The sequence below is a fragment of the Aliidiomarina shirensis genome (genome assembly GCF_003987345.1).
GTDB classification, from domain to species: Bacteria; Pseudomonadota; Gammaproteobacteria; order Enterobacterales; family Alteromonadaceae; genus Aliidiomarina; species Aliidiomarina shirensis.
This window is the reverse complement of record NZ_PIPP01000003.1, coordinates 98,088-116,761: the sequence shown is the minus strand read 5'-3', so window position 1 is coordinate 116,761 and position 18,674 is coordinate 98,088. Positions and strand designations below refer to the sequence as shown.

Here is an 18,674-nt window from a genome sequence, read left to right as displayed (position 1 = left end):
ACCATTGAAAGTATAGGGGTATAACCGAACGTGCGGGCATTACGATTCTATAAGATTATAAGTACCTTGCTCCAACATGGCGTGGATGAATTGATTCCGCGCCGTTGGCTGCCGTGGTATTTGCGGATGCTACGCCATAGTGCGTTTTGGTTACGGAACAAACACAAAGATAAACCGTTGGCTGTTCGTTTTCGAATGGCGCTCGAGGCCCTAGGCCCAGTGTATGTGAAACTCGGGCAAATGCTCTCAACCCGGCAAGATCTATTGCACCCTGATATGATTTTGCAATTAACCATGTTGCAAGATCGCGTTCCTCCTTTTCCTGGTGAAGAAGCCCAAGCGCTTATTTGTAAGGCGCTCGAGATAGAGGCCATCACGGAAATATTTGCCGATTTTGATGTTACGCCATTAGCTTCCGCTTCGATTGCGCAGGTGCACACGGCTACGTTGATGCGTCCGGATAACGGTTTGCCGCAAGAAGTAGTCGTAAAGGTGCTACGCCCAGGTATCAACCGGACCATTGATGCTGATTTGGAATTAATGGAAGCGGTGGCGGGTGTTGCCGCTCGTTATTTACCGGATGGCAAGCGGTTAAAGCCTGTTGAAGTCATTAAAGAATATCGAAAAACGTTGTACAACGAGCTTAGCTTAGATCGCGAAGCGGCCAATGCTATCCAGCTGCGGCGTAACTTTACCGATTCTGATTTACTCTATATTCCTGAGGTGTTCAGTGATTTCACGCGCACCAATGTGATGGTAATGGAACGCATTTACGGCATTCCCGTGAATGATGTAGCCACGCTGGAAGCTCAAGGTATCGATTTGAAAGTGTTGGCGGAGCGGGGCGTAGAAGTATTCTTCACTCAGGTATTTCGCGATAGTTTCTTCCATGCCGATATGCATCCCGGGAATATTTTTGTCGATCCTAATTCAGGTGAAACCCCACGCTACTTTGCTGTTGATTTCGGCATCGTGGGTACGCTGAACAAAGAAGATAAGCGCTACTTAGCAGCAAATTTCATCGCCTTTTTTAATCGAGATTATCGCAAGGTTGCGGAGTTACACATTGATTCTGGCTGGGTGCCTAGCCATGTAAATGTGGAGGAATTTGAATCGGCAATTCGTACCGTTTGCGAACCGATTTTTGAAAAGCCGCTGGCCGACATTTCTTTCGCCCATGTGTTATTGAACTTATTTAATACCGCGCGGCGTTTTGAGATGGAAGTGCAGCCGCAGCTAGTATTGCTGCAGAAAACCTTGCTGTATGTGGAAGGCCTTGGACGTCAGTTGTACCCGCAACTCGATTTGTGGAAAACAGCGAAACCTTATCTTGAGCGCTGGATGCACGAGCAAATGGGCTGGCGCGCGCTGTACCGAAATGTAAAAGAGCAGGCGCCATTTTGGGCGGAAAAGCTGCCAGAAATGCCGGGCTTGCTGTACGATACATTGCAGCAGATTCAACGTGGCAATCAAACTCAGCAGTTGTGGGTTGAGCGTTTGTTAGTGCATCAACGGCAAGCTGCAGTGAGCCGATGGTGGAGCCTGTTTGCGGCAAGCTTAACAGTATCGGCGGTAGCTTTATTTGTGGCAACCGAATGGCCAGTTTTACCTTACGTGGTAGCGGCTGGCGCCGTGGTGAGTTGGGCGCAGGCTTGGTTTAGCAAGCCATAGCGGGTAAACCACAGCACACCGAGTAGTGAACATATTAAGAACGTAATCAGAGGATAAGATCATGGGTGGCGTTAGTATTTGGCAATTATTAATCATATTGGCGATTGCAGTTTTGTTATTTGGAGGTAAGCGTTTACGCAGCCTTGGCTCTGATTTGGGTTCGGCCATCAAGGGCTTCAAAAAAGAAATGGACGAAGACAAAACCAAAAAAGACAACCAAAGCGATACAACGAAGCCGCAAGATACTGATGGCGAAGATGATAAAAATGGTCCAACGCGACATTAATTATGTTTGATATCGGCTTCTGGGAATTATTGCTTATTGCAGCTATCGGGCTGTTTGTGCTCGGGCCAGAACGTTTGCCAGGCGCAATTCGCTCGGTACAGCGCGGCTATGCGAAAATAAAAGCGTTTGGCAGTAAAATGGAAGCCGAGCTGAACCACGAATTGCGCGTAAAAGAATTACATGAGCACTTGAAGCAAATTGAATCTTCCGCCGATATGGAAAAGCTTTCGCCTGAGTTAAAACGTTCTATGAAAGAATTGGAAGATGCCGCCGCTTCGGTACGAAGCCCCTATGCTGCAAAAGATATGGATACGGCAGTAGCTGAACTCGAAAAAGAGAAGAAAAATGCGCTAGAAGAAAACGCTGCTGAACAACACGCTGCTGCGAAAACATCGAACGATACTTCTTCTATTTCCCCAGCTGATGTACAAAACACCGAAAATACGGATGTTGAGGGCAGCAAGCCATCTAGCAAGGGCGATAAATAATGCAAAGCCAAGCCGGGTTGCTCGATCATTTGGTAGATCTTCGCAAAACACTATTACGCTCGTTTGCCGCCGTAGCCATTTTATTTCTCTCGTTAGTTTATTTTGCGCGTGATCTTTATCGTTGGTTAGCCGACCCACTCATGGTGCACCTGCCGGAAGGCACCAGCATGATCGCAACCGATGTTGGCGCCCCGTTTTTTGCCCCGTTTAAACTTACCCTAATGGTGGCTGTGTTGCTCGCCATTCCATTTTTATTGCATCAAGTATGGCGTTTTATTGCGCCGGGCTTGTATAAGCATGAGCGGCGGCTTATTGCGCCTTTGCTAATAAGTAGCAGCTTGCTGTTTTATGCAGGCATTGCCTTTGCTTACTATGTTGTGCTTCCCATCGCCTTCGGCTTTTTCACGAGCATGGCCCCAGAGGGCGTTACTATAGCAACTGATATATCCAGTTATCTCGATTTTGTATTAAAAATATTCTTTGCTTTCGGCATTGCGTTCGAAATTCCGGTAGCCATCTTGCTGATGGTTTGGAGCGGCGTAGTAACGCCAGAACAACTTCGGGCTAAACGTGCTTACGTGATTGTTATTGTGTTTATTATTGGCATGCTGCTGACACCGCCCGATATTATTTCACAAACGTTACTTGCAGTACCCATGTGGATTCTGTATGAATTAGGGGTATTGCTATCTCGTTTTTACATGAAAAAATCAGAGGAACCTGCGGAATGAAGCAGATATTGAACCATTCTTCACCGAAACACTGGTTGTTAACGAGTGCGCTCGGCTTGTTGATGATTGCACCAGCGGCAGCGCAAGAAGAGAAACCAAGTTTGGCTGAAGAAATGAAGGCATGCGCCTCGATTTCCAATGCGATTGAACGCTTAGTTTGTTTCGATGATTTAGTGGCCGCATTGCCAACAGTAACGGCTGAAGCTGCCGATAGAGGTGCGCGCGGAAACGCTGAAACGCGCGGGAAAGAGCGGGCTGCCGAAGCAACTTCGAGCGCCTTAAGTGCACGTGAACGCGCAGCCCAAGAACGGGCCGCGGCAGCTGAACGCCGTGCTGCAGAAGCAGAAGAACGTTTAATGCAACAACAAGCAGAGCAGAGAAGAGCTGCGGCAGAGGCTGAACGGCGGAACGCCGAAGCCGCCCGTAATCAACCCCCAAGCGATAAAACGTACATCACGATCAATGAAGCTTGGCAGAATGCCCGTGGTTTATGGCGCTTCCGCTTAGATAATGGCCAAGAATGGCATCAAACCTCATCGGAGGGTGGTGTGCGTTATCGTGAAGGTATGAATTACTATATTGAACCCGGCTCTTTTGGCAGTTATTTTTTGAGCTCAGACGATAATAATCGGCGAATGCGCATTCGCTTGGTGGATTAAGCACTCACTGTGGCGTGGATAGATATTGGCGTAAACCTAACAGCAAGCGCGTTGCAAAAGCGGGCTGATGATGTGGTGGCCGATGCAATGCTTGCCGGCGTGACCCGGCAGGTGTTGGTGGGCACTTCGGTGCAAGAATCGCAACACGCTTTAAGCTTAGCGGAGAGGCTTCCCGGCTGTATTGCTACGGCTGGTATCCACCCTCACGATGCGGCAGCAGCAGATACGAACTTTATCGAAGCACTCCGCAGTTTAGCAAATCATCCGTTAGTGCGCGCGATTGGCGAATGCGGCCTCGATTATAACCGCAACTACTCGCCACCCGATGTACAACGCAAAGTATTTGCCGCGCAACTTGAACTGGCAGTAGAGCTGCAATTGCCTGTTTATCTGCATGAGCGCGATGCCATAGGTGACCAGCTGGCTATTTTGGATCGTTACCTCAGTGAGTTGCCGGCGGCCATCGTGCATTGTTTTACTGGTGGCCCTGATGCGCTCGAAGCGTATCAAGAACGCGGCTGCTATATCGGTGTTACCGGCTGGGTATGCGATGAACGTCGAGGGCATGAATTGCAACTGGCAGTTCCAAAAATAGATGCCAACCGTTTGCTTTTAGAAACCGATGCGCCTTACTTAATGCCGCGAAACATTCGGCCGAAGCCTAAATCTCGAACCAATGTTCCGGCAAACTTACCTTGGGTTGCGCAAGTAGTTGCGAACTTGCGTGGTGATAATATTGATGCATTAGCCGAATTTACAACTGTAAATGCCCAGCGTGTTTTCGGGCCATGGCCGGCTGGAGAAACACAACCGTGAATGGAATTCGAAGCGCTATTTTTGCTGTTTTAAGTAGTTTGTTACTCATCACTATCGGTGCCTGTGTTGCCGAAGAGTCGATTACGCCAGAGATTGCATATTACAAAGCAGAAAACAGTGATGTATCGCTAAATGATATCCGAGAGATGCACCCAGAAAACTGGACGTACATTGGAAGTGGGCCGCCTTCGTTCGGTTACGATAATACCCCGCATTGGTTAAAGCTCGAGTTAAACGCGGCTAGCTATTACCGTTTGTTTCATCTGCAATACCCATTGCTCGATAACGTTGATGTCTATTTTATTTCACCGCAAGGGGAAATTGAGCACTACAACGTGGGTGACAAAAAGCCATTTTATCAACGGCCAATTGCTGCCGATGGCTTTGTAATGCCGGTGCCTTTTAATGAGCCGCATGAAGTGTTCATCCGGGTGCAAACTAGCAGTTCTGTGAGTGTTCCTATCCGCGTTTGGGAAACGTCGGCTTTTCACCAAGCGCAAGGCCCGCGCTATGTAGCTATCGGATTATATTTCGGGGTGCTCATATGCATGGTGGTATATAACCTCTTTGGCTATGTGGTTACGCGCGAAACCAGTTTCTTTAGTTACTCCATTTACGTGGTGTTTACCGGTTTGTTAATGGCTGCACTAAGTGGCGTAGGTTTTCGTTATCTTTGGCCTAATTGGCTTTGGTTACAAGAGCGGGCCATAACCTTGTTTGGTGGTTTGGCTTTCGTGTTCGCAACACTCTTTATCACCCAACTTTTAGGGCTTAAAAAACAAAGTAAAGCTTGGCACGCGGGTTTGTTAATGCTTGGAAGCTTTGCGGCTCTGGTAGCGATTTGTAGCCTCTTTTTACCCTATGCAATTACTATTTTTATGCTCCTTCCCTTTGCGGTAATTGCCTGCTTTTATGTGCTGATACTCGGCGTGGCAATGTGGATAAAGGGTATGCAGCACGCACAGATTTTTACCCTAGCGTGGTTCTGTTTCCTAGCGTCAATCATATTTAATTCGTTGGGCTACCTTGGCTTAATTGATGGTCAGTTTATTCAACGTTACGCCATTATGATCGGTTCTGGTATCGAAGTACTGTTGTTATCTTGGGTGATTACCTTAATGTATTCAGCCGAGCGCACCGAGAAGCTTGGCGCCCAAGAACAAATGCTCAAACATGCAGTAGCGGCACAAGAGGCGCAACGCGTGCTTAACGAAGAGCTCGAAGTGCGAGTTGAGGATCGAACCCGAGAACTGCAGGAAGTAAGCGAATCATTGCAAAAAGCCAATGCTGAACTCGAACGGCAGAGCAATGAAGATGGTTTAACTAAATTATTCAACCGCCGCTTCTTTGATACGCGTATCCGTGAGGAGTTTCAACGTAGCCGCCGCTCAGGTACCCCGCTCGCTTTAATTTTGTTGGATATTGATCATTTTAAACCGTTAAACGATACCCATGGGCATCAAGCTGGCGATGCTGTTTTAATTGAGTTTGCGCAACGCTTGCAAAGTTTAGCCACCAGAGCAAACGATGCGGTTTGCCGGTATGGCGGTGAAGAGTTTGCAGTGATATTGCCCGCCACTCAGCTCGCATCTGCCGAAGTTGTTGCTGATCGCTTTTTAAAGGCTATCAGCGAGAAGCCGTTTGTGAATATTAGCGGTGCAAAAGCGCCACCGCTTAACGTTACGGCAAGCGCTGGAGTGGCAGTTTTAGAAGATACCATGGATAATGCAACCGATTTAGTGGAGGCTGCTGATACAGCCCTATATGCGGCCAAAGATCAGGGCCGAAACATGCTCAGCCTAGCTACCTGAGAAATAGGCTACTTAGAAAGCTCGCAGCCTAAGAATTACGCAAGCTAACACCCAAGATATATGAAAGTGGAGATAAAGTGATGTACCCATACGGTGGTTTTCCAGTTCGTCGTCTTCGTCGTCTTCGTCGGCATGATTTTAGCCGGCGCTTGGTAGCTGAAAATCAGTTAACCGCGGCAGATTTAATTTATCCCATGTTTGTTTTACCGGGAGAAGGTAAGCGTGAAGCTGTTCCTTCTATGCCGGGTGTTGAGCGTGTATCCATTGATTTGTTAGTTGCGGAAGCAAAAGAGTTACATGCACTTGGCGTTCCGATGATTGCTATTTTTCCGGTAACACCGGCGTCAGCTAAATCGTTGATGGCGGAAGAGGCATACAATCCTGATGGCTTAGCCCAAGAGGCGGTGCGAGCGGTAAAAGCTGCGGTTCCTGAAATAGGCATCATGACCGATGTGGCCCTCGATCCATTCACGAGCCACGGTCAAGATGGCATTATCGACGATGATGGCTACGTATTAAACGACATTACCACCGAAATTCTGAAGTTACAGGCGATTTCACATGCCGAAGCGGGTGCCGATGTTATTGCCCCTTCGGATATGATGGATGGGCGTATTGGCGCAATTCGTGAAGCGCTAGAAATGGCGGGGCATGTGAATGTGCAAATTATGGCTTATTCAGCAAAGTATGCTTCGCATTATTACGGGCCCTTCCGCGATGCGGTAGGCTCTGCCGGTAACTTGAAAGGTGCCGATAAGAAAACATATCAAATGGACCCAGCGAATTCTGATGAAGCATTGCATGAAGTTGCATTGGATTTAGAAGAAGGCGCCGATATGGTCATGGTGAAGCCGGGCATGCCTTATTTAGATGTGGTTAGCCGGGTGAAAGAAACGTTCAAAGTGCCCACTTTCGCGTATCAAGTAAGTGGTGAATATGCGATGCACATGGCGGCCATTGAAAATGGTTGGTTAGGTGAAGCAACCATTCACGAATCATTATTAGCGTTCAAGCGAGCGGGTGCCGATGGCATTCTCACCTATTTTGCTAAACGTGTGGCGCAAGATTTGGCAAAGAAATAGCAGAAACAATATAAAATAGTTTGGTGGTTCACCTAATCATTAACTTAAGCGTAGACCACCAAACGCTTCTTGCCAGGCACTTTCCGTGCAATACAGGCTATAAAGATAGGGGTTATTTTCAAGAAACCCATCCGCAAAATTCAGCGTAATTTCATTCTCATCAATACTTAGGCTTGCTTCGGCAATCATGGCATCGTTTCGGCGTTGGCAGGCCAACACAGCTAACCGCAACAAACGGGCTAAACGCGCTAACGATAAATGCTCTGGCAGCGCTTCAGGCTGTTCATCGTCATCAATAATACCGGCTATCGCCTGTACCAATTTCAACAAATTTTCGCGTTGCCGAGCATTAAAACCAGGCAAATTGCTGTTCGCCAACAAGTAATGGCCGTGCGAACTGGCATGTTGGTAGCTCAAACTTAAGCCAATTTCATGTAGATAGCTCACAGCTCGCAGTAAATTAATGGCTTCTTCTTCAGCAATATCGCACCACGCTGCGGGCGCTTGCTGGTAATATTTTAGCGCTAGTTCGTGCACGCGCTTCGCTTGCTGTTGATCGAGGTGATAGGTGCGCGCAAGGCTTTCTAGAGTGCGTAGTTGCACATCAGGGTGCTGCAACTCTTCCAACATGCCGTAAATCAAGCCCTCACGAAGGGCTCCTTCGGTGGCTTCAATGGTGTTGATACCGAGCGAACGAAAAATACCGATAAGAATACACAGGCCAGAAATAAAAGTAGGTTTGCGGCTTTCTTTTAATCCATGCAAATTCAGCGCATTAATGTCGCCATGTTGAATGGATTCAGTGAGTAGCTGTTCTAACCATGGCAGCGTTATGCGTTCTGGCATGCGCCGCTCAAGGGCAATTTCTTGCAACGCTTTAAACGTTCCGGAAGCGCCAAGGCCAATATCCCAGCCATGTTCTTTATAAGGCTCGGCATGCTCGTTTACGATGTTTTCAACGTCTTGAATAGCTGCGGCGCAGTTTGCTTCCGCAATTTTATTATCGGGAAAGAAGCGATTTATCCAGGTAACGCAGCCAAAATCGAGGCTGCGTAGAATGTTTGGCTGAAACCCTTGGCCAAGCGCAAGTTCAGTACTGGCGCCGCCAATATCTATGGCTAACATGCGGCCATGGTGGGCTGTAGTGTGCGCAATACCTTGGAAAATAGTTGCGGCTTCTTCTTCGCCAGAAATAATTCGCAATGGATGACCCAACGTTTCACGCACTTGGGTAAGGAAAGGGTCGCTGTCTTTGAGCTTACGCAAAGTAGCAGTGCCAACCGCAGTAATATTTTCGGGCGCGATATCGTTTACTCGATCCGCGAATATGGCAAGGCACTGCAGAGCGCGTTCGCGCGCTGCAGAATCTAAACTTCCATCGGATTTTAAACCACTGGCAAGGCGCACTTTGCGGCGTATCTTGGAAACAACTTGCACGGAGCCCGCCACTACCCGAACTACTAACATATGAAAGCTATTTGAACCTAAATCAATAGCTGCGTAGTAATCCGTTGAGCGCATTGGCCGAGCTCCTTATGCATTCAATATTTTAGCTAAAAAATATTGTTCGTGATTTAGCTACGGCGTTGGCGTGGGCCTGAACTGCGCCGGCCATCTCTGCCGCTTTGTAAACGCCGTTTCTGTGGAATATGCGGGCGTTTTAAATCACTTAACAGCGCTTCAGAATCGTACTTAGTTACCCCGATCTCGTGCTGAATATAGCTTTCGATAGCAGGTAAATTATATACGTATTCTTCGCAGGCGAAGCTAATTGCTTTACCACTTGCGCCGGCACGGCCAGTACGGCCAATACGGTGTACGTAATCTTCACAATCGTCTGGTAAATCATAGTTAAACACATGGCTAACCGCAGGAATATGTAAGCCGCGAGCCGCTACATCGGTAGCAACTAGAATATCAATTTTACCAGACGTGAAATCTTCGAGTATTTTGAGGCGTTTACGCTGCGGAACATCACCCGTAAGTAAGCCCACTCGATGTTTATCCGCTAAGAGCCAGTGATACACATAACTACAACCATGCTTGGTGTTACTAAACACAATCGCTTTATCAGGCCAATCTTCTTCAATTAGCGTAAGCAGAAGCTTAATTTTTTCCGGCTTCGAAGGATAAAATAATTCTTCTTCGATGCGCGCACCGGTCATTTGCTCCGGTTCAATTTCAACGCTTGTTGGGTCGTTCATTTGCTCGTAAGCAAGTTCACGCACGCGGAATGAAAGCGTAGCTGAGAATAATAAGTTCAAACGCTCTTCGGCAGGTGGCATGGCTCGCAGCATGTAACGAACATCATCAATAAAGCCTAAATCATACATACGATCAGCTTCATCGAGCACAACAACATCAATATTGTTCAGCTTGTAAGCGCCTTGCTTGAAGTAATCGATAAGGCGGCCACATGTACCAATCAGTACATCAACGCCCTCTTGAAGTTCAGCGCGTTGAGAATCGTAACCCTCACCACCATAAACTACCGACATCTTTAGCCCGCAACTTTTTGCGATAGCTTCGGCATCATTAGCGATCTGAACGGCAAGTTCTCGCGTAGGTGCCATTACCAGAGCGCGTGGTTGGGTTTCTCCCGGTACACGCTGTGGGTGAGTCATTAAATGGTTGAATAATGCGACGAGAAACGCGATAGTTTTCCCAGTGCCGGTTTGTGCTTGGCCGGCCACATCTTTTCCCTGTACGGCAATAGGCAAGCTCATTGCTTGTATTGGGGTACAGTACTCATAGCCGATTTGCTTTAAGGCATCTAGCACTTTAGGATGCAATCCCAATTCGGCGAATTGGGTTTCAGTTAAATGTTTTGTAGTCATAGGTTTCAAGTTTAACAGGTTTAGACTTGTATTAAAAAACAGAATATAATGCAATGCGTTAAAAATATACCCACGCATGCAACCGATTGGAGATGCAACATGAGTGACAATATTGTTCAGCTAAGCGACGAAGCCTTCGAAGCAGACGTACTAAATGCTGATCAACCGGTCTTAGTAGACTTCTGGGCCGAGTGGTGTGGACCATGTAAAATGATCGCGCCAATTCTCGATGAAGTGGCAGCAGAATACGCCGGTAAGCTGAAAATTGGCAAGCTTAATGTCGATCATAACAACGAAACTCCTCCGAAGTACGGTATTCGCGGTATTCCTACCCTGTTACTGTTCAAAAATGGCGAAGTAGTTGGCACCAAAGTAGGTGCAATGTCTAAAACTCAGTTAGCTGAGTTCTTGAACGAACACGTTTAAGCATAAAAAAACGCCTTTCCGTTTGCATAGATTGCAAGTAAATGCGGAAGGGCGTTTAAAAACTGGACGATTTTTGCATTTAGTGTTATTTTTAATCCGCAGCATTTAATCCCTACTCGCTGCTGTCTGTGAACGAGCCCGTTGCAGACTTGAAATCCGAATATTTGAATTACACTTTTTCGATAGTTCGAGCTTGCGCCTTTTCGATTTTGTCATAAATGTTATTTATCATGTATGCAGATCCGAAAAATCACGTAAAGCGTTTAAACAACGGAACTCGCGAAAGGAAGCTTAGAAACGAATTTAAATACTATAAACGCAACATTGCTGGGCGCTAACAATTTAGCGTGCAAGTGAGTTAACCTTATGCAAATTAAGCGCTCATCAATCTTTGTTGCTCTCATCCAAAAACCTTGAAAACCAATCAAACTATGAATCTAACCGAATTAAAGAATAAGCCCGTTAACGAACTGGTAAACCTCGCCGCCGAGATGGGCCTTGAGAACATGGCGCGTTTGCGCAAACAAGATATTATTTTCGCGATTTTAAAAGCACACTCTAAAAGTGGCGAAGATATCTTTGGTGATGGTGCATTAGAAATCCTCCAAGACGGCTTCGGCTTCTTACGTTCAGCAGATTCTTCATACCTTGCTGGCCCTGATGATATCTATGTATCGCCAAGCCAAATTCGGCGCTTTAACTTGCGCACAGGCGATACCGTAGCCGGTAAAATTCGCCCGCCAAAAGATGGTGAGCGTTACTTTGCGCTATTGAAAATTCGCGAAGTAAACTTTGATAAGCCAGAAAACTCGCGCAACAAGATCTTGTTCGAGAACTTAACGCCACTGCATGCAAACGAGCGTTTGCGCATGGAACGAGGCAATGGTTCTACTGAAGATATCACGGCCCGTATTCTTGATTTAGCTTCGCCTATCGGTAAAGGTCAACGTGGTTTGATTGTTGCACCACCAAAAGCCGGTAAAACGTTACTACTGCAAAACATTGCACAATCAATTGCGGCGAATCACCCTGAGTGCGAACTCATGGTATTGCTAATTGATGAGCGCCCAGAAGAAGTAACGGATATGCACCGTTTGGTGAAAGGCGAAGTAGTTGCATCAACCTTCGATGAACCCGCTAGCCGCCACGTGCAGGTAGCTGAAATGGTTATTGAAAAAGCCAAACGATTGGTAGAGCACAAGAAAGATGTGGTGATTTTGCTTGATTCAATTACCCGTTTAGCGCGCGCTTACAACACCGTTATTCCAAGCTCAGGTAAAGTACTTACCGGTGGTGTGGATGCCAACGCATTACACAAACCGAAGCGTTTCTTTGGTGCGGCACGGAATGTTGAAGAAGGCGGAAGCTTAACCATTATTGCAACGGCATTGATTGATACCGGTTCAAAAATGGATGAAGTAATTTACGAAGAGTTTAAGGGTACCGGTAACATGGAACTTCACTTAAACCGTAAAATCGCAGAAAAACGTGTATTCCCAGCTATTGATTACAATCGTTCGGGTACCCGCCGCGAAGAGTTATTAACCACGCCAGATGAACTTCAAAAAATGTGGATTCTGCGCAAAATCGTACACCCAATGGGTGAAATCGAAGCGATGGAATTCCTTATTGATCGCTTGGTAATGACGAAAACTAACGACGAATTCTTCGATTCAATGAAGCGTTCGAAGTAAGCTTCTCGCGTTACTCGAAAACCGCTCTACTTGTCTTTAGTGTTGGAACAACCAGCATAGAAGGTAAGTAGGGCGGTTTTTTTGTGCCGCGGATTCGAGTTTTGATTTGATAGTCGGAATCATATTTGTTTACTTTTCATACCACCTGTACATAAAATTCTAACTTGTACTCAAAAGCAGTATCTACTCAATGGCGAATACACGCGCTATGTTTTTCCGCCGGCTGCTAGGCTTTTACCGCTTGGATTAGAAGGGATTAGTGGATGAGATTAATTCAGTGCGTATGCCTTATTATTTTATTAAATTTTTTCTTGTCACCACCTGCTGTTTCAGAAGAGAAAAGTTCTTTTTGTTCGATATATACGCATTTTGCATGTTTTGACATTAAAAATGGCGACAAATATACGATGGTGAAAAGAGCGGATTTCAGGATTCACGAAGTTCATCTTACTAGTGGTGATTATGTAATGATTTATCATGGAAGACATCCTGAAAGGTTTGATTATTCAAATGCCTACCTAGTTCAAAAGCCAATAGATGGGTATCTCATATCTGCAGAAAAAATAGGTTCAACCGAGCATAGAATTTTTATTGAAAATCAAAGTGATGGTGGCCATAAGGTAGATTTGAGAATCCAAATAAAGAGCGATGATAGAAGTTCTATGGAGCTGTTTTTATCGACATTTAGAGCTTGTAATTATGCTTCAGGAGAAATTGACTGCTTCCCATCAGAGTTATTTAAAGGTGTGGAACTGTAAGGTGGTGTTGATGAATTCCACGTTGGTCTTCTACTTTTGGGCTTAGAGCGAAGAGCAAAGACAGAAAAAGTTCAGATTAACTCAATGAACCAGATCGCTGTGAGGGCCACTTTGATAAAGCTAGGGTTTTATAAATGCCTTCGTAGTGGGCATTACAACTTAAGTCCGTATGACGTAACGATTCAAAATTAAAGTTTTGGCACACAACTCAAGGAATATAATAAATGAATTTTGTAATATTATTGAGTTTAATATCAATGTCATCATCCTTTATTCAACATCGCACATCGGAGTTAGCGAATGTTCAAATAGGGGAGCCGGTTATATTTATCGGAGCTCCTATTTCTGTTGAAAGTCAAAAAGGCTCTTATGGTGATCTAATCTACCCGCGGAGTTCAGAATCCATTGTCTTGAGTGAGGGGCCGCGAGCTTTAAAAATAACATACTACATTGACAAATTAATATATGGTGACTTCATTGGAGATGATATTGAGTTTTATGGTTTTGAGAGCAAAAGTAGTTGGCCTGATTATTTAACGGACGGTTATGTTTACGTATTTCTAGTGAAGCTAAATGACGTGCATGTAGCGGCTCTAACGAGAAAGATTAGCTATTCTGGCAGCGATAACGGGCTTGATTGGATGATTTGTGGGGAAGATTTTAGCCCATACAACGAAAATGACTCTCCATTATTTGTAACTGAGGTAGGCCAGGATGAATGTGAATCTGGAGTCAGAATTGAAGATTTAAGGGAGTATTTCTTAAATTTTGACTTCTCCAAATCTTCTATCGAGAACATGCCTACTAGGCTTTTTATGGAAAACCTCTGAATTTAATATTTCCGAAAGCCATAAGATAAAGATTCTAGATAGATTTAAACTCTAGCTAATTGCATGTGAGATAGTGGTTGTGCATTAATAGATTCAGGAAGAATGCCCGGATTGATTCTGAAAAACTAAAGAAAGAATGAAGTCGTTAAATTGGAGTGCTGAGAGTGAAAGCTATTCTGTGGCTTGTAATTGTAGCAATAATTATAACCGTATTTTATTTAACTAATAACTATGAGAGCTCATTGCGAATCGGTGATAAACACGGGTTGACTATTGGGGATGCAAAGTTAGAGGCTTATAAAAAGCTGCCTTCTTTCCTTTCTGAGTACAAATCTAGAGGGGACAGGATCTTTATTGTAGTTAAAGTAACTGAATCAGCATCAGGGTACTTGGCGACCGACCCGGATTTCATGATTTTGGTTGAGCCACTCTTTAATTTTTCAGGTGAAGCTGAATTTATGCAGGAGGATACTTGGACTTTCTATATTAATGGTAGTTATCTTGATGTAATTAAACTTCGGTTCGAAGACGATAAATTGATAGAGATATTTAGAAGAAAAAGGTTCTTTGAACTTCCTGTAGTGGCAGACTAAGATTAAGTCCGAACTAATCTAAGAATTATAGTAATCTACCTGTGCAATAATGATTATTGTGTTAGAAGAGCTAAAGCGTTATGGCGGAATTCGGAAGTGAGCCTCTAATCGTTTAACCAACGTAACTGGCGCATTAAACCGCTCGTTTAGCTACGATACGCGGGGTAATGTAGAGAACAACGGCACACGCAGTTTCACGTTTAACCGCGCAGGTAGGCTCGCAGGCTCCGGCAGTATTAGTTACCTGTACGATGGCCATGGTCGCCGCATCATGAAAAATAACAGTGGCAGCAAAACCTATAGTTTATATAGCCAGCAAGGCAGGTTAATCAGCACGATTCAGAATGGTGCGATAACCGACTATATTTACTTAGGTGACCAGTTAGTTGCGTGGCATTCCAATAACCAACCGAACGATAACCAACCTGGCTACACCGGCCACTTGGAAGATGATGATTTTCAGCTAACGTATATGCAGCAACGGTATTCCGACCCAGTGATAGGCCGGTTTTATTCGAATGACCCGGTTGGGTTCAGCGCCAGTAATCCGATGATGTTCAATCGGTATGCGTATGGGAATAATAATTCGTATAAGTATATTGACTCAGCTGGAAGAGAGTCAGAGTTTTACTTTTTTGCTTGGTGGAGGAGGCGGCACGCCAAATGCTGGAGTGGATGTTGGAGTCACAAGAACAATGCAAGTTATGTCACTGATTTAGAAGGCTATGCAGGGTTAACCACGGTCGGTGCGGGTTTTTTGTCAGGTACTTCCATAGCGGGTGAGGGATACGTAGGTTTTGGAGTAGCCGCTGGCCCCAGAGCTCCACTTCATGCATCGGGTAACATCATTCGTACTTGGGTTCTTCCTATAAGTGTAAAAAACGAAAATCAGGAGCAATAGTCTTTATGAGTTTTTCACAATTAATGATAGAAAGCTTTAGTAAGTTTTTAATTTTTTTTATCTTTGTCGCATTTTTGTTTTTAATTTTTTTGACTCTTTTTACTTATTCTTTCCAGAATAGGAAATTGCGACCAGTAAGGAAATTAGCCCCTTATATGATTACATTAATTGTCATTTCCTTTTCGCTCCAGCTTACTAGCCGATATTTCCTTTTTCACTACGTGATAACGGAACTGCGAAATCCACAGTCCATGGTTACAATTGATGGTGTTGCAGCGCCACAGGATGTGCGTGAGTACTTATCAGACGTCTTCGCAAATCGAACACAATCGAAAATGAGCGGCTCTCATCCTATTAATACAGCTGAACTTGAAATAGGCAAAGATGACTACTCGCTTGTACTTTTTTTGCGACAAGACTCCAGAGATAAAGAGCTATATTGGGTGTTTTTAGATAAAGGCAGGATTCAAGGAAATATGACTTTTATCAAAATAAGAAACAGCGAGATTCTCAGCGTGAATTAATGGAGTACGGTTAAATCACGAGTATCACTGATGGGGTTATCAGCGACAACTCCATGACGATGAGCTACGATGGACTCGACCGCTTGGATACTGCCAGCGGGTTCTGGTGCCGCTGACCATTTCCCTGAAATGGCATTACAGTTTCAATGAAGTTTCAGTTTTCTATATCGCCTGTTTTGCGTACTCAACTGACGGTAGATAATTCAGATTAGCCCCCGATAGGTATTTGCCGAAAACTTTAATCTCGCCCGCCACGTATGTATCACTAATCCTATCGTTTTGATAACGTTCGCAACATAACTCTTGGTGTTTCGCTGAAACATTGGCGGATGATTGCTGCGGCGAAACTGATATACTTCATTTACTCTTCACTGAATTGGCAGTTTGCATGAAATATCGTGATTTACGTGACTTTATTGCGCAACTTGAAGCGCGTGGTGATTTAAAACGCATTTCTCAAGAGATCGATCCGTATTTAGAAATGACGGAAATAGCCGACCGTACCCTGAAAGCGGGCGGCCCTGCGCTACTTTTTGAGAACCCGAAAGGCCATAATATTCCGGTGCTTGCCAACCTTTTTGGCACCCCAGAGCGGGTTGCTATGGGTATGGGGCAAACCGATGTTGCGGCATTGCGCGATGTAGGCAAGCTTTTAGCGTATTTGAAAGAGCCCGAGCCGCCGGCTGGCTTTAAAGATGCCATGAGCAAATTGCCGCTGCTGAAGAAAGTGTTAAGTATGGCGCCGAAAGTATTGAAGAAGGCTCCTTGCCAAGAAGTGGTGATTGAAGGTGATGCGGTAGATCTGAACAATATTCCAATTCAGCATTGTTGGCCAGGTGATGTGGCACCGTTAGTAACTTGGGGCCTCACGGTTACTCGTGGGCCGCAAAAGAAACGTCAGAATCTCGGGATATACCGGCAGCAGCTCATTGCGAAGAATAAGCTGATTATGCGTTGGCTCAGCCACCGTGGTGGTGCCTTGGATTTTCGTGAGTTTTGCCAACAAAATCCGGGCAAACGCTTTCCGGTTGCGGTAGCGCTCGGTGCTGATCCGGCTACTATTTTAGGGGCGGTAACGCCGGTGCCCGATACCTTATCGGAATACGCGTTCGCCGGGCTGTTGCGCGATAGCAAAACCGAAGTAGTGAAATGCTTAAGCAATGATTTGCAGGTGCCAGCGCACGCAGAATTTGTGCTTGAGGGTTATATTGAAGCGGGCGAAACTGCACCGGAAGGGCCGTATGGCGATCACACCGGTTACTACAATGAAGTAGATGAATTTCCAGTGTTTACGGTAACGCATATTACTCACCGTAAAGATCCAATTTATCACAGCACTTATACCGGCCGGCCACCCGATGAACCAGCAATTTTGGGTGTGGCTTTGAATGAAGTGTTTGTGCCCATTTTGCAAAAGCAATTTCCAGAGATTGTAGATTTTTATTTACCGCCGGAAGGCTGTTCCTACCGAATGGCCGTAGTAACCATGAAGAAATCATATCCTGGGCACGCCAAGCGCGTAATGCTCGGTGTGTGGAGTTTCTTGCGGCAGTTTATGTACACCAAGTTTGTTATTGTGTGCGATGACGATGTAAACGCTCGCGATTGGAAAGATGTTATTTGGGCCATTACCACGCGCATGGACCCAGCACGCGATACGGTAATGATTGAGAATACGCCAATCGATTACCTTGATTTCGCTTCGCCGGTTTCTGGCCTCGGTTCAAAAATGGGCCTCGATGCCACCAATAAATGGCCGGGCGAAACCGATCGCGAGTGGGGCACGCCAATCATAATGGATGAGAACGTAAAAAAACGTATTGATGATCTTTGGGACGACCTCGGAATTTTGGATTCTTAATTTATGCCAGTATTTGATAGTAAGGTACGCCGCTGTGAAGCGGTTAGTGAGTTTGTATTTTTGGTAGAGCTAGAATTGCCAGAACCTATTTCGTTTGTGCCAGGCCAGTATTTAATGGTGGTGATGGGCGAAGGCGATATGCGGCCTTTTTCGATAGCTTCCACGCCAGCGGAAACTGATTTCGTTGAATTGCATATTGGTGCTACGGCAGAAAACCCCTACGCTTGGGAAGTTATTGAAAAAATTCGAGCTGAGGGCAAACTTACTATCAATCTACCAAGCGGTGATGCCGGCTATCTCGCGGGCAGTACGCGGCCGTTGTTGCTGGTTGCCGGTGGTACCGGTTTTTCATATACGTGGTCGATTTTACAAGCGCACTTGGCCAGTGATAATAAGCGGCCGATTACGTTATTTTGGGGCGGGCGCAAGGCCAGTGATTTATACATGCATGAAGAGCTGCAACAACTGGCAGCAGGTGATTCGCGTTTTCACTATGTGCCGGTGGCCGAGGAAGTGAATAACGAAAGCTGGCCAGGAATACAGGGATTACTCATTCCTGCGGTGCTAGAAACTGTGAAAAACCTGACCGACTACGATGTGTATATAGCCGGCCGTTTTGAAATGGTTCGAGTGGCGCGCGATGCGTTTAACGCCGAAGGCCTGCCTAAAGAACAGCTCTTTGGCGATGCCTTGGCATATATCTAAC

18 protein-coding genes and 1 pseudogene are annotated in these 18,674 nt (G+C 45.6%); 17 read left to right on the top strand and 2 right to left on the bottom strand.

All coding sequences use genetic code 11. The features are described from left to right. Positions 1 to 30: 30 nt before the first annotated feature. From ubiB to hemB, 8 genes are all read left to right on the top strand, one after another. A complete protein-coding gene (ubiB, locus tag CWE13_RS07965; protein WP_126807549.1) occupies positions 31 to 1,671 on the top strand; it encodes a ubiquinone biosynthesis regulatory protein kinase UbiB in 1,641 nt (546 codons plus the stop codon). Between the two features lie 61 nt (positions 1,672 to 1,732). Beyond that, entirely contained in the window at positions 1,733 to 1,957 is a 225-nt protein-coding gene (gene tatA / locus CWE13_RS07960) for a twin-arginine translocase TatA/TatE family subunit (protein WP_126807547.1), read from the top strand. A 2-nt stretch (positions 1,958 to 1,959) separates the two neighbouring features. Continuing rightward, a complete protein-coding gene (tatB, locus tag CWE13_RS07955) occupies positions 1,960 to 2,445 on the top strand; it encodes a Sec-independent protein translocase protein TatB (RefSeq protein ID WP_126807545.1) in 486 nt (161 codons plus the stop codon). Then, a complete protein-coding gene (gene tatC, locus CWE13_RS07950) occupies positions 2,445 to 3,176 on the top strand; it encodes a twin-arginine translocase subunit TatC (RefSeq protein ID WP_126807543.1) in 732 nt (243 codons plus the stop codon). The genes tatB and tatC overlap by 1 nt, the downstream gene beginning before the upstream one ends. Next, the gene (locus CWE13_RS07945; RefSeq protein WP_126807541.1) at positions 3,173 to 3,835 is read left to right on the top strand and encodes a hypothetical protein; all 663 of its coding nucleotides are present in this window, start codon (positions 3,173 to 3,175) and stop codon (positions 3,833 to 3,835) included. Before tatC ends, CWE13_RS07945 begins: the two co-directional genes overlap by 4 nt. A gap of 9 nt (positions 3,836 to 3,844) precedes the next feature. Beyond that, positions 3,845 to 4,651, top strand: coding sequence for a TatD family hydrolase (locus tag CWE13_RS07940; protein ID WP_126807540.1), 807 nt, complete (start codon positions 3,845 to 3,847; stop codon positions 4,649 to 4,651). Beyond that, positions 4,648 to 6,462: a sensor domain-containing diguanylate cyclase gene (locus CWE13_RS07935; protein ID WP_198677923.1), complete on the top strand. Its 1,815-nt coding sequence runs from the start codon at positions 4,648 to 4,650 to the stop codon at positions 6,460 to 6,462. Before CWE13_RS07940 ends, CWE13_RS07935 begins: the two co-directional genes overlap by 4 nt. Before the next feature lie 80 nt (positions 6,463 to 6,542). Next, positions 6,543 to 7,544 carry a porphobilinogen synthase gene (gene hemB, locus CWE13_RS07930; RefSeq protein WP_126807977.1) on the top strand — a complete coding sequence of 334 codons (1,002 nt, stop codon included), beginning with the start codon at positions 6,543 to 6,545 and terminating at the stop codon, positions 7,542 to 7,544. A 39-nt stretch (positions 7,545 to 7,583) separates the two neighbouring features. Here hemB and CWE13_RS07925 read toward each other — a convergent pair whose 3' ends face one another. Then, a complete protein-coding gene (locus tag CWE13_RS07925) occupies positions 7,584 to 9,065 on the bottom strand; it encodes a Ppx/GppA phosphatase family protein (protein WP_126807536.1) in 1,482 nt (493 codons plus the stop codon). A gap of 53 nt (positions 9,066 to 9,118) precedes the next feature. Then, the gene (gene rhlB / locus CWE13_RS07920) at positions 9,119 to 10,381 is read right to left on the bottom strand and encodes an ATP-dependent RNA helicase RhlB (RefSeq protein WP_126807534.1); all 1,263 of its coding nucleotides are present in this window, start codon (positions 10,379 to 10,381) and stop codon (positions 9,119 to 9,121) included. 99 nt (positions 10,382 to 10,480) lie between these two features. On the opposite strand from rhlB, the gene trxA reads away from it, so the two are divergent. The 9 genes and pseudogenes from trxA (at position 10,481) to fre (ending at position 18,673) form a co-directional block, all read left to right on the top strand. Next, complete coding sequence (gene trxA, locus CWE13_RS07915) at positions 10,481 to 10,807, top strand: thioredoxin TrxA (protein ID WP_126807532.1); 327 nt, start codon at positions 10,481 to 10,483, stop codon at positions 10,805 to 10,807. Between the two features lie 431 nt (positions 10,808 to 11,238). Continuing rightward, entirely contained in the window at positions 11,239 to 12,501 is a 1,263-nt protein-coding gene (gene rho, locus CWE13_RS07910) for a transcription termination factor Rho (RefSeq protein WP_007419983.1), read from the top strand. A gap of 263 nt (positions 12,502 to 12,764) precedes the next feature. Next, complete coding sequence (locus CWE13_RS07905) at positions 12,765 to 13,259, top strand: hypothetical protein (protein WP_126807531.1); 495 nt, start codon at positions 12,765 to 12,767, stop codon at positions 13,257 to 13,259. A 224-nt stretch (positions 13,260 to 13,483) separates the two neighbouring features. Next, the gene (locus CWE13_RS07900; protein WP_126807529.1) at positions 13,484 to 14,089 is read left to right on the top strand and encodes a hypothetical protein; all 606 of its coding nucleotides are present in this window, start codon (positions 13,484 to 13,486) and stop codon (positions 14,087 to 14,089) included. Between the two features lie 164 nt (positions 14,090 to 14,253). Further along, entirely contained in the window at positions 14,254 to 14,682 is a 429-nt protein-coding gene (locus tag CWE13_RS07895) for a hypothetical protein (protein ID WP_126807527.1), read from the top strand. Between the two features lie 118 nt (positions 14,683 to 14,800). Further along, positions 14,801 to 15,583, top strand: a pseudogene (locus tag CWE13_RS07890) (RHS repeat-associated core domain-containing protein); the annotation flags it as partial. 5 nt (positions 15,584 to 15,588) lie between these two features. After that, complete coding sequence (locus tag CWE13_RS07885; RefSeq protein WP_126807523.1) at positions 15,589 to 16,107, top strand: hypothetical protein; 519 nt, start codon at positions 15,589 to 15,591, stop codon at positions 16,105 to 16,107. A gap of 388 nt (positions 16,108 to 16,495) precedes the next feature. After that, positions 16,496 to 17,968: a 4-hydroxy-3-polyprenylbenzoate decarboxylase gene (gene ubiD, locus CWE13_RS07880; protein ID WP_126807521.1), complete on the top strand. Its 1,473-nt coding sequence runs from the start codon at positions 16,496 to 16,498 to the stop codon at positions 17,966 to 17,968. Between the two features lie 3 nt (positions 17,969 to 17,971). Beyond that, positions 17,972 to 18,673 (top strand): NAD(P)H-flavin reductase, encoded by a 702-nt coding sequence (gene fre, locus CWE13_RS07875; RefSeq protein ID WP_126807519.1) that lies wholly within the window; start codon positions 17,972 to 17,974, stop codon positions 18,671 to 18,673. Position 18,674: the final 1 nt, after the last annotated feature.

What these genes read in the sequence shown, in the direction of transcription:
- tatA (WP_126807547.1), top strand. Translation starts at nt 1,733, where the DNA reads ATGGGTGGCGTTAGTATTTGGCAATTATTAATCATATTGGCGATTGCA.
- tatB (WP_126807545.1), top strand. Translation starts at nt 1,960, where the DNA reads ATGTTTGATATCGGCTTCTGGGAATTATTGCTTATTGCAGCTATCGGG.
- tatC (WP_126807543.1), top strand. Translation starts at nt 2,445, where the DNA reads ATGCAAAGCCAAGCCGGGTTGCTCGATCATTTGGTAGATCTTCGCAAA.
- CWE13_RS07945 (WP_126807541.1), top strand. Translation starts at nt 3,173, where the DNA reads ATGAAGCAGATATTGAACCATTCTTCACCGAAACACTGGTTGTTAACG.
- hemB (WP_126807977.1), top strand. Translation starts at nt 6,543, where the DNA reads ATGTACCCATACGGTGGTTTTCCAGTTCGTCGTCTTCGTCGTCTTCGT.
- CWE13_RS07925 (WP_126807536.1), bottom strand. Translation starts at nt 9,065, where the DNA reads ATGCGCTCAACGGATTACTACGCAGCTATTGATTTAGGTTCAAATAGC.
- rhlB (WP_126807534.1), bottom strand. Translation starts at nt 10,381, where the DNA reads ATGACTACAAAACATTTAACTGAAACCCAATTCGCCGAATTGGGATTG.
- trxA (WP_126807532.1), top strand. Translation starts at nt 10,481, where the DNA reads ATGAGTGACAATATTGTTCAGCTAAGCGACGAAGCCTTCGAAGCAGAC.
- rho (WP_007419983.1), top strand. Translation starts at nt 11,239, where the DNA reads ATGAATCTAACCGAATTAAAGAATAAGCCCGTTAACGAACTGGTAAAC.
- CWE13_RS07905 (WP_126807531.1), top strand. Translation starts at nt 12,765, where the DNA reads ATGAGATTAATTCAGTGCGTATGCCTTATTATTTTATTAAATTTTTTC.
- CWE13_RS07900 (WP_126807529.1), top strand. Translation starts at nt 13,484, where the DNA reads ATGAATTTTGTAATATTATTGAGTTTAATATCAATGTCATCATCCTTT.
- CWE13_RS07885 (WP_126807523.1), top strand. Translation starts at nt 15,589, where the DNA reads ATGAGTTTTTCACAATTAATGATAGAAAGCTTTAGTAAGTTTTTAATT.
- ubiD (WP_126807521.1), top strand. Translation starts at nt 16,496, where the DNA reads ATGAAATATCGTGATTTACGTGACTTTATTGCGCAACTTGAAGCGCGT.
- fre (WP_126807519.1), top strand. Translation starts at nt 17,972, where the DNA reads ATGCCAGTATTTGATAGTAAGGTACGCCGCTGTGAAGCGGTTAGTGAG.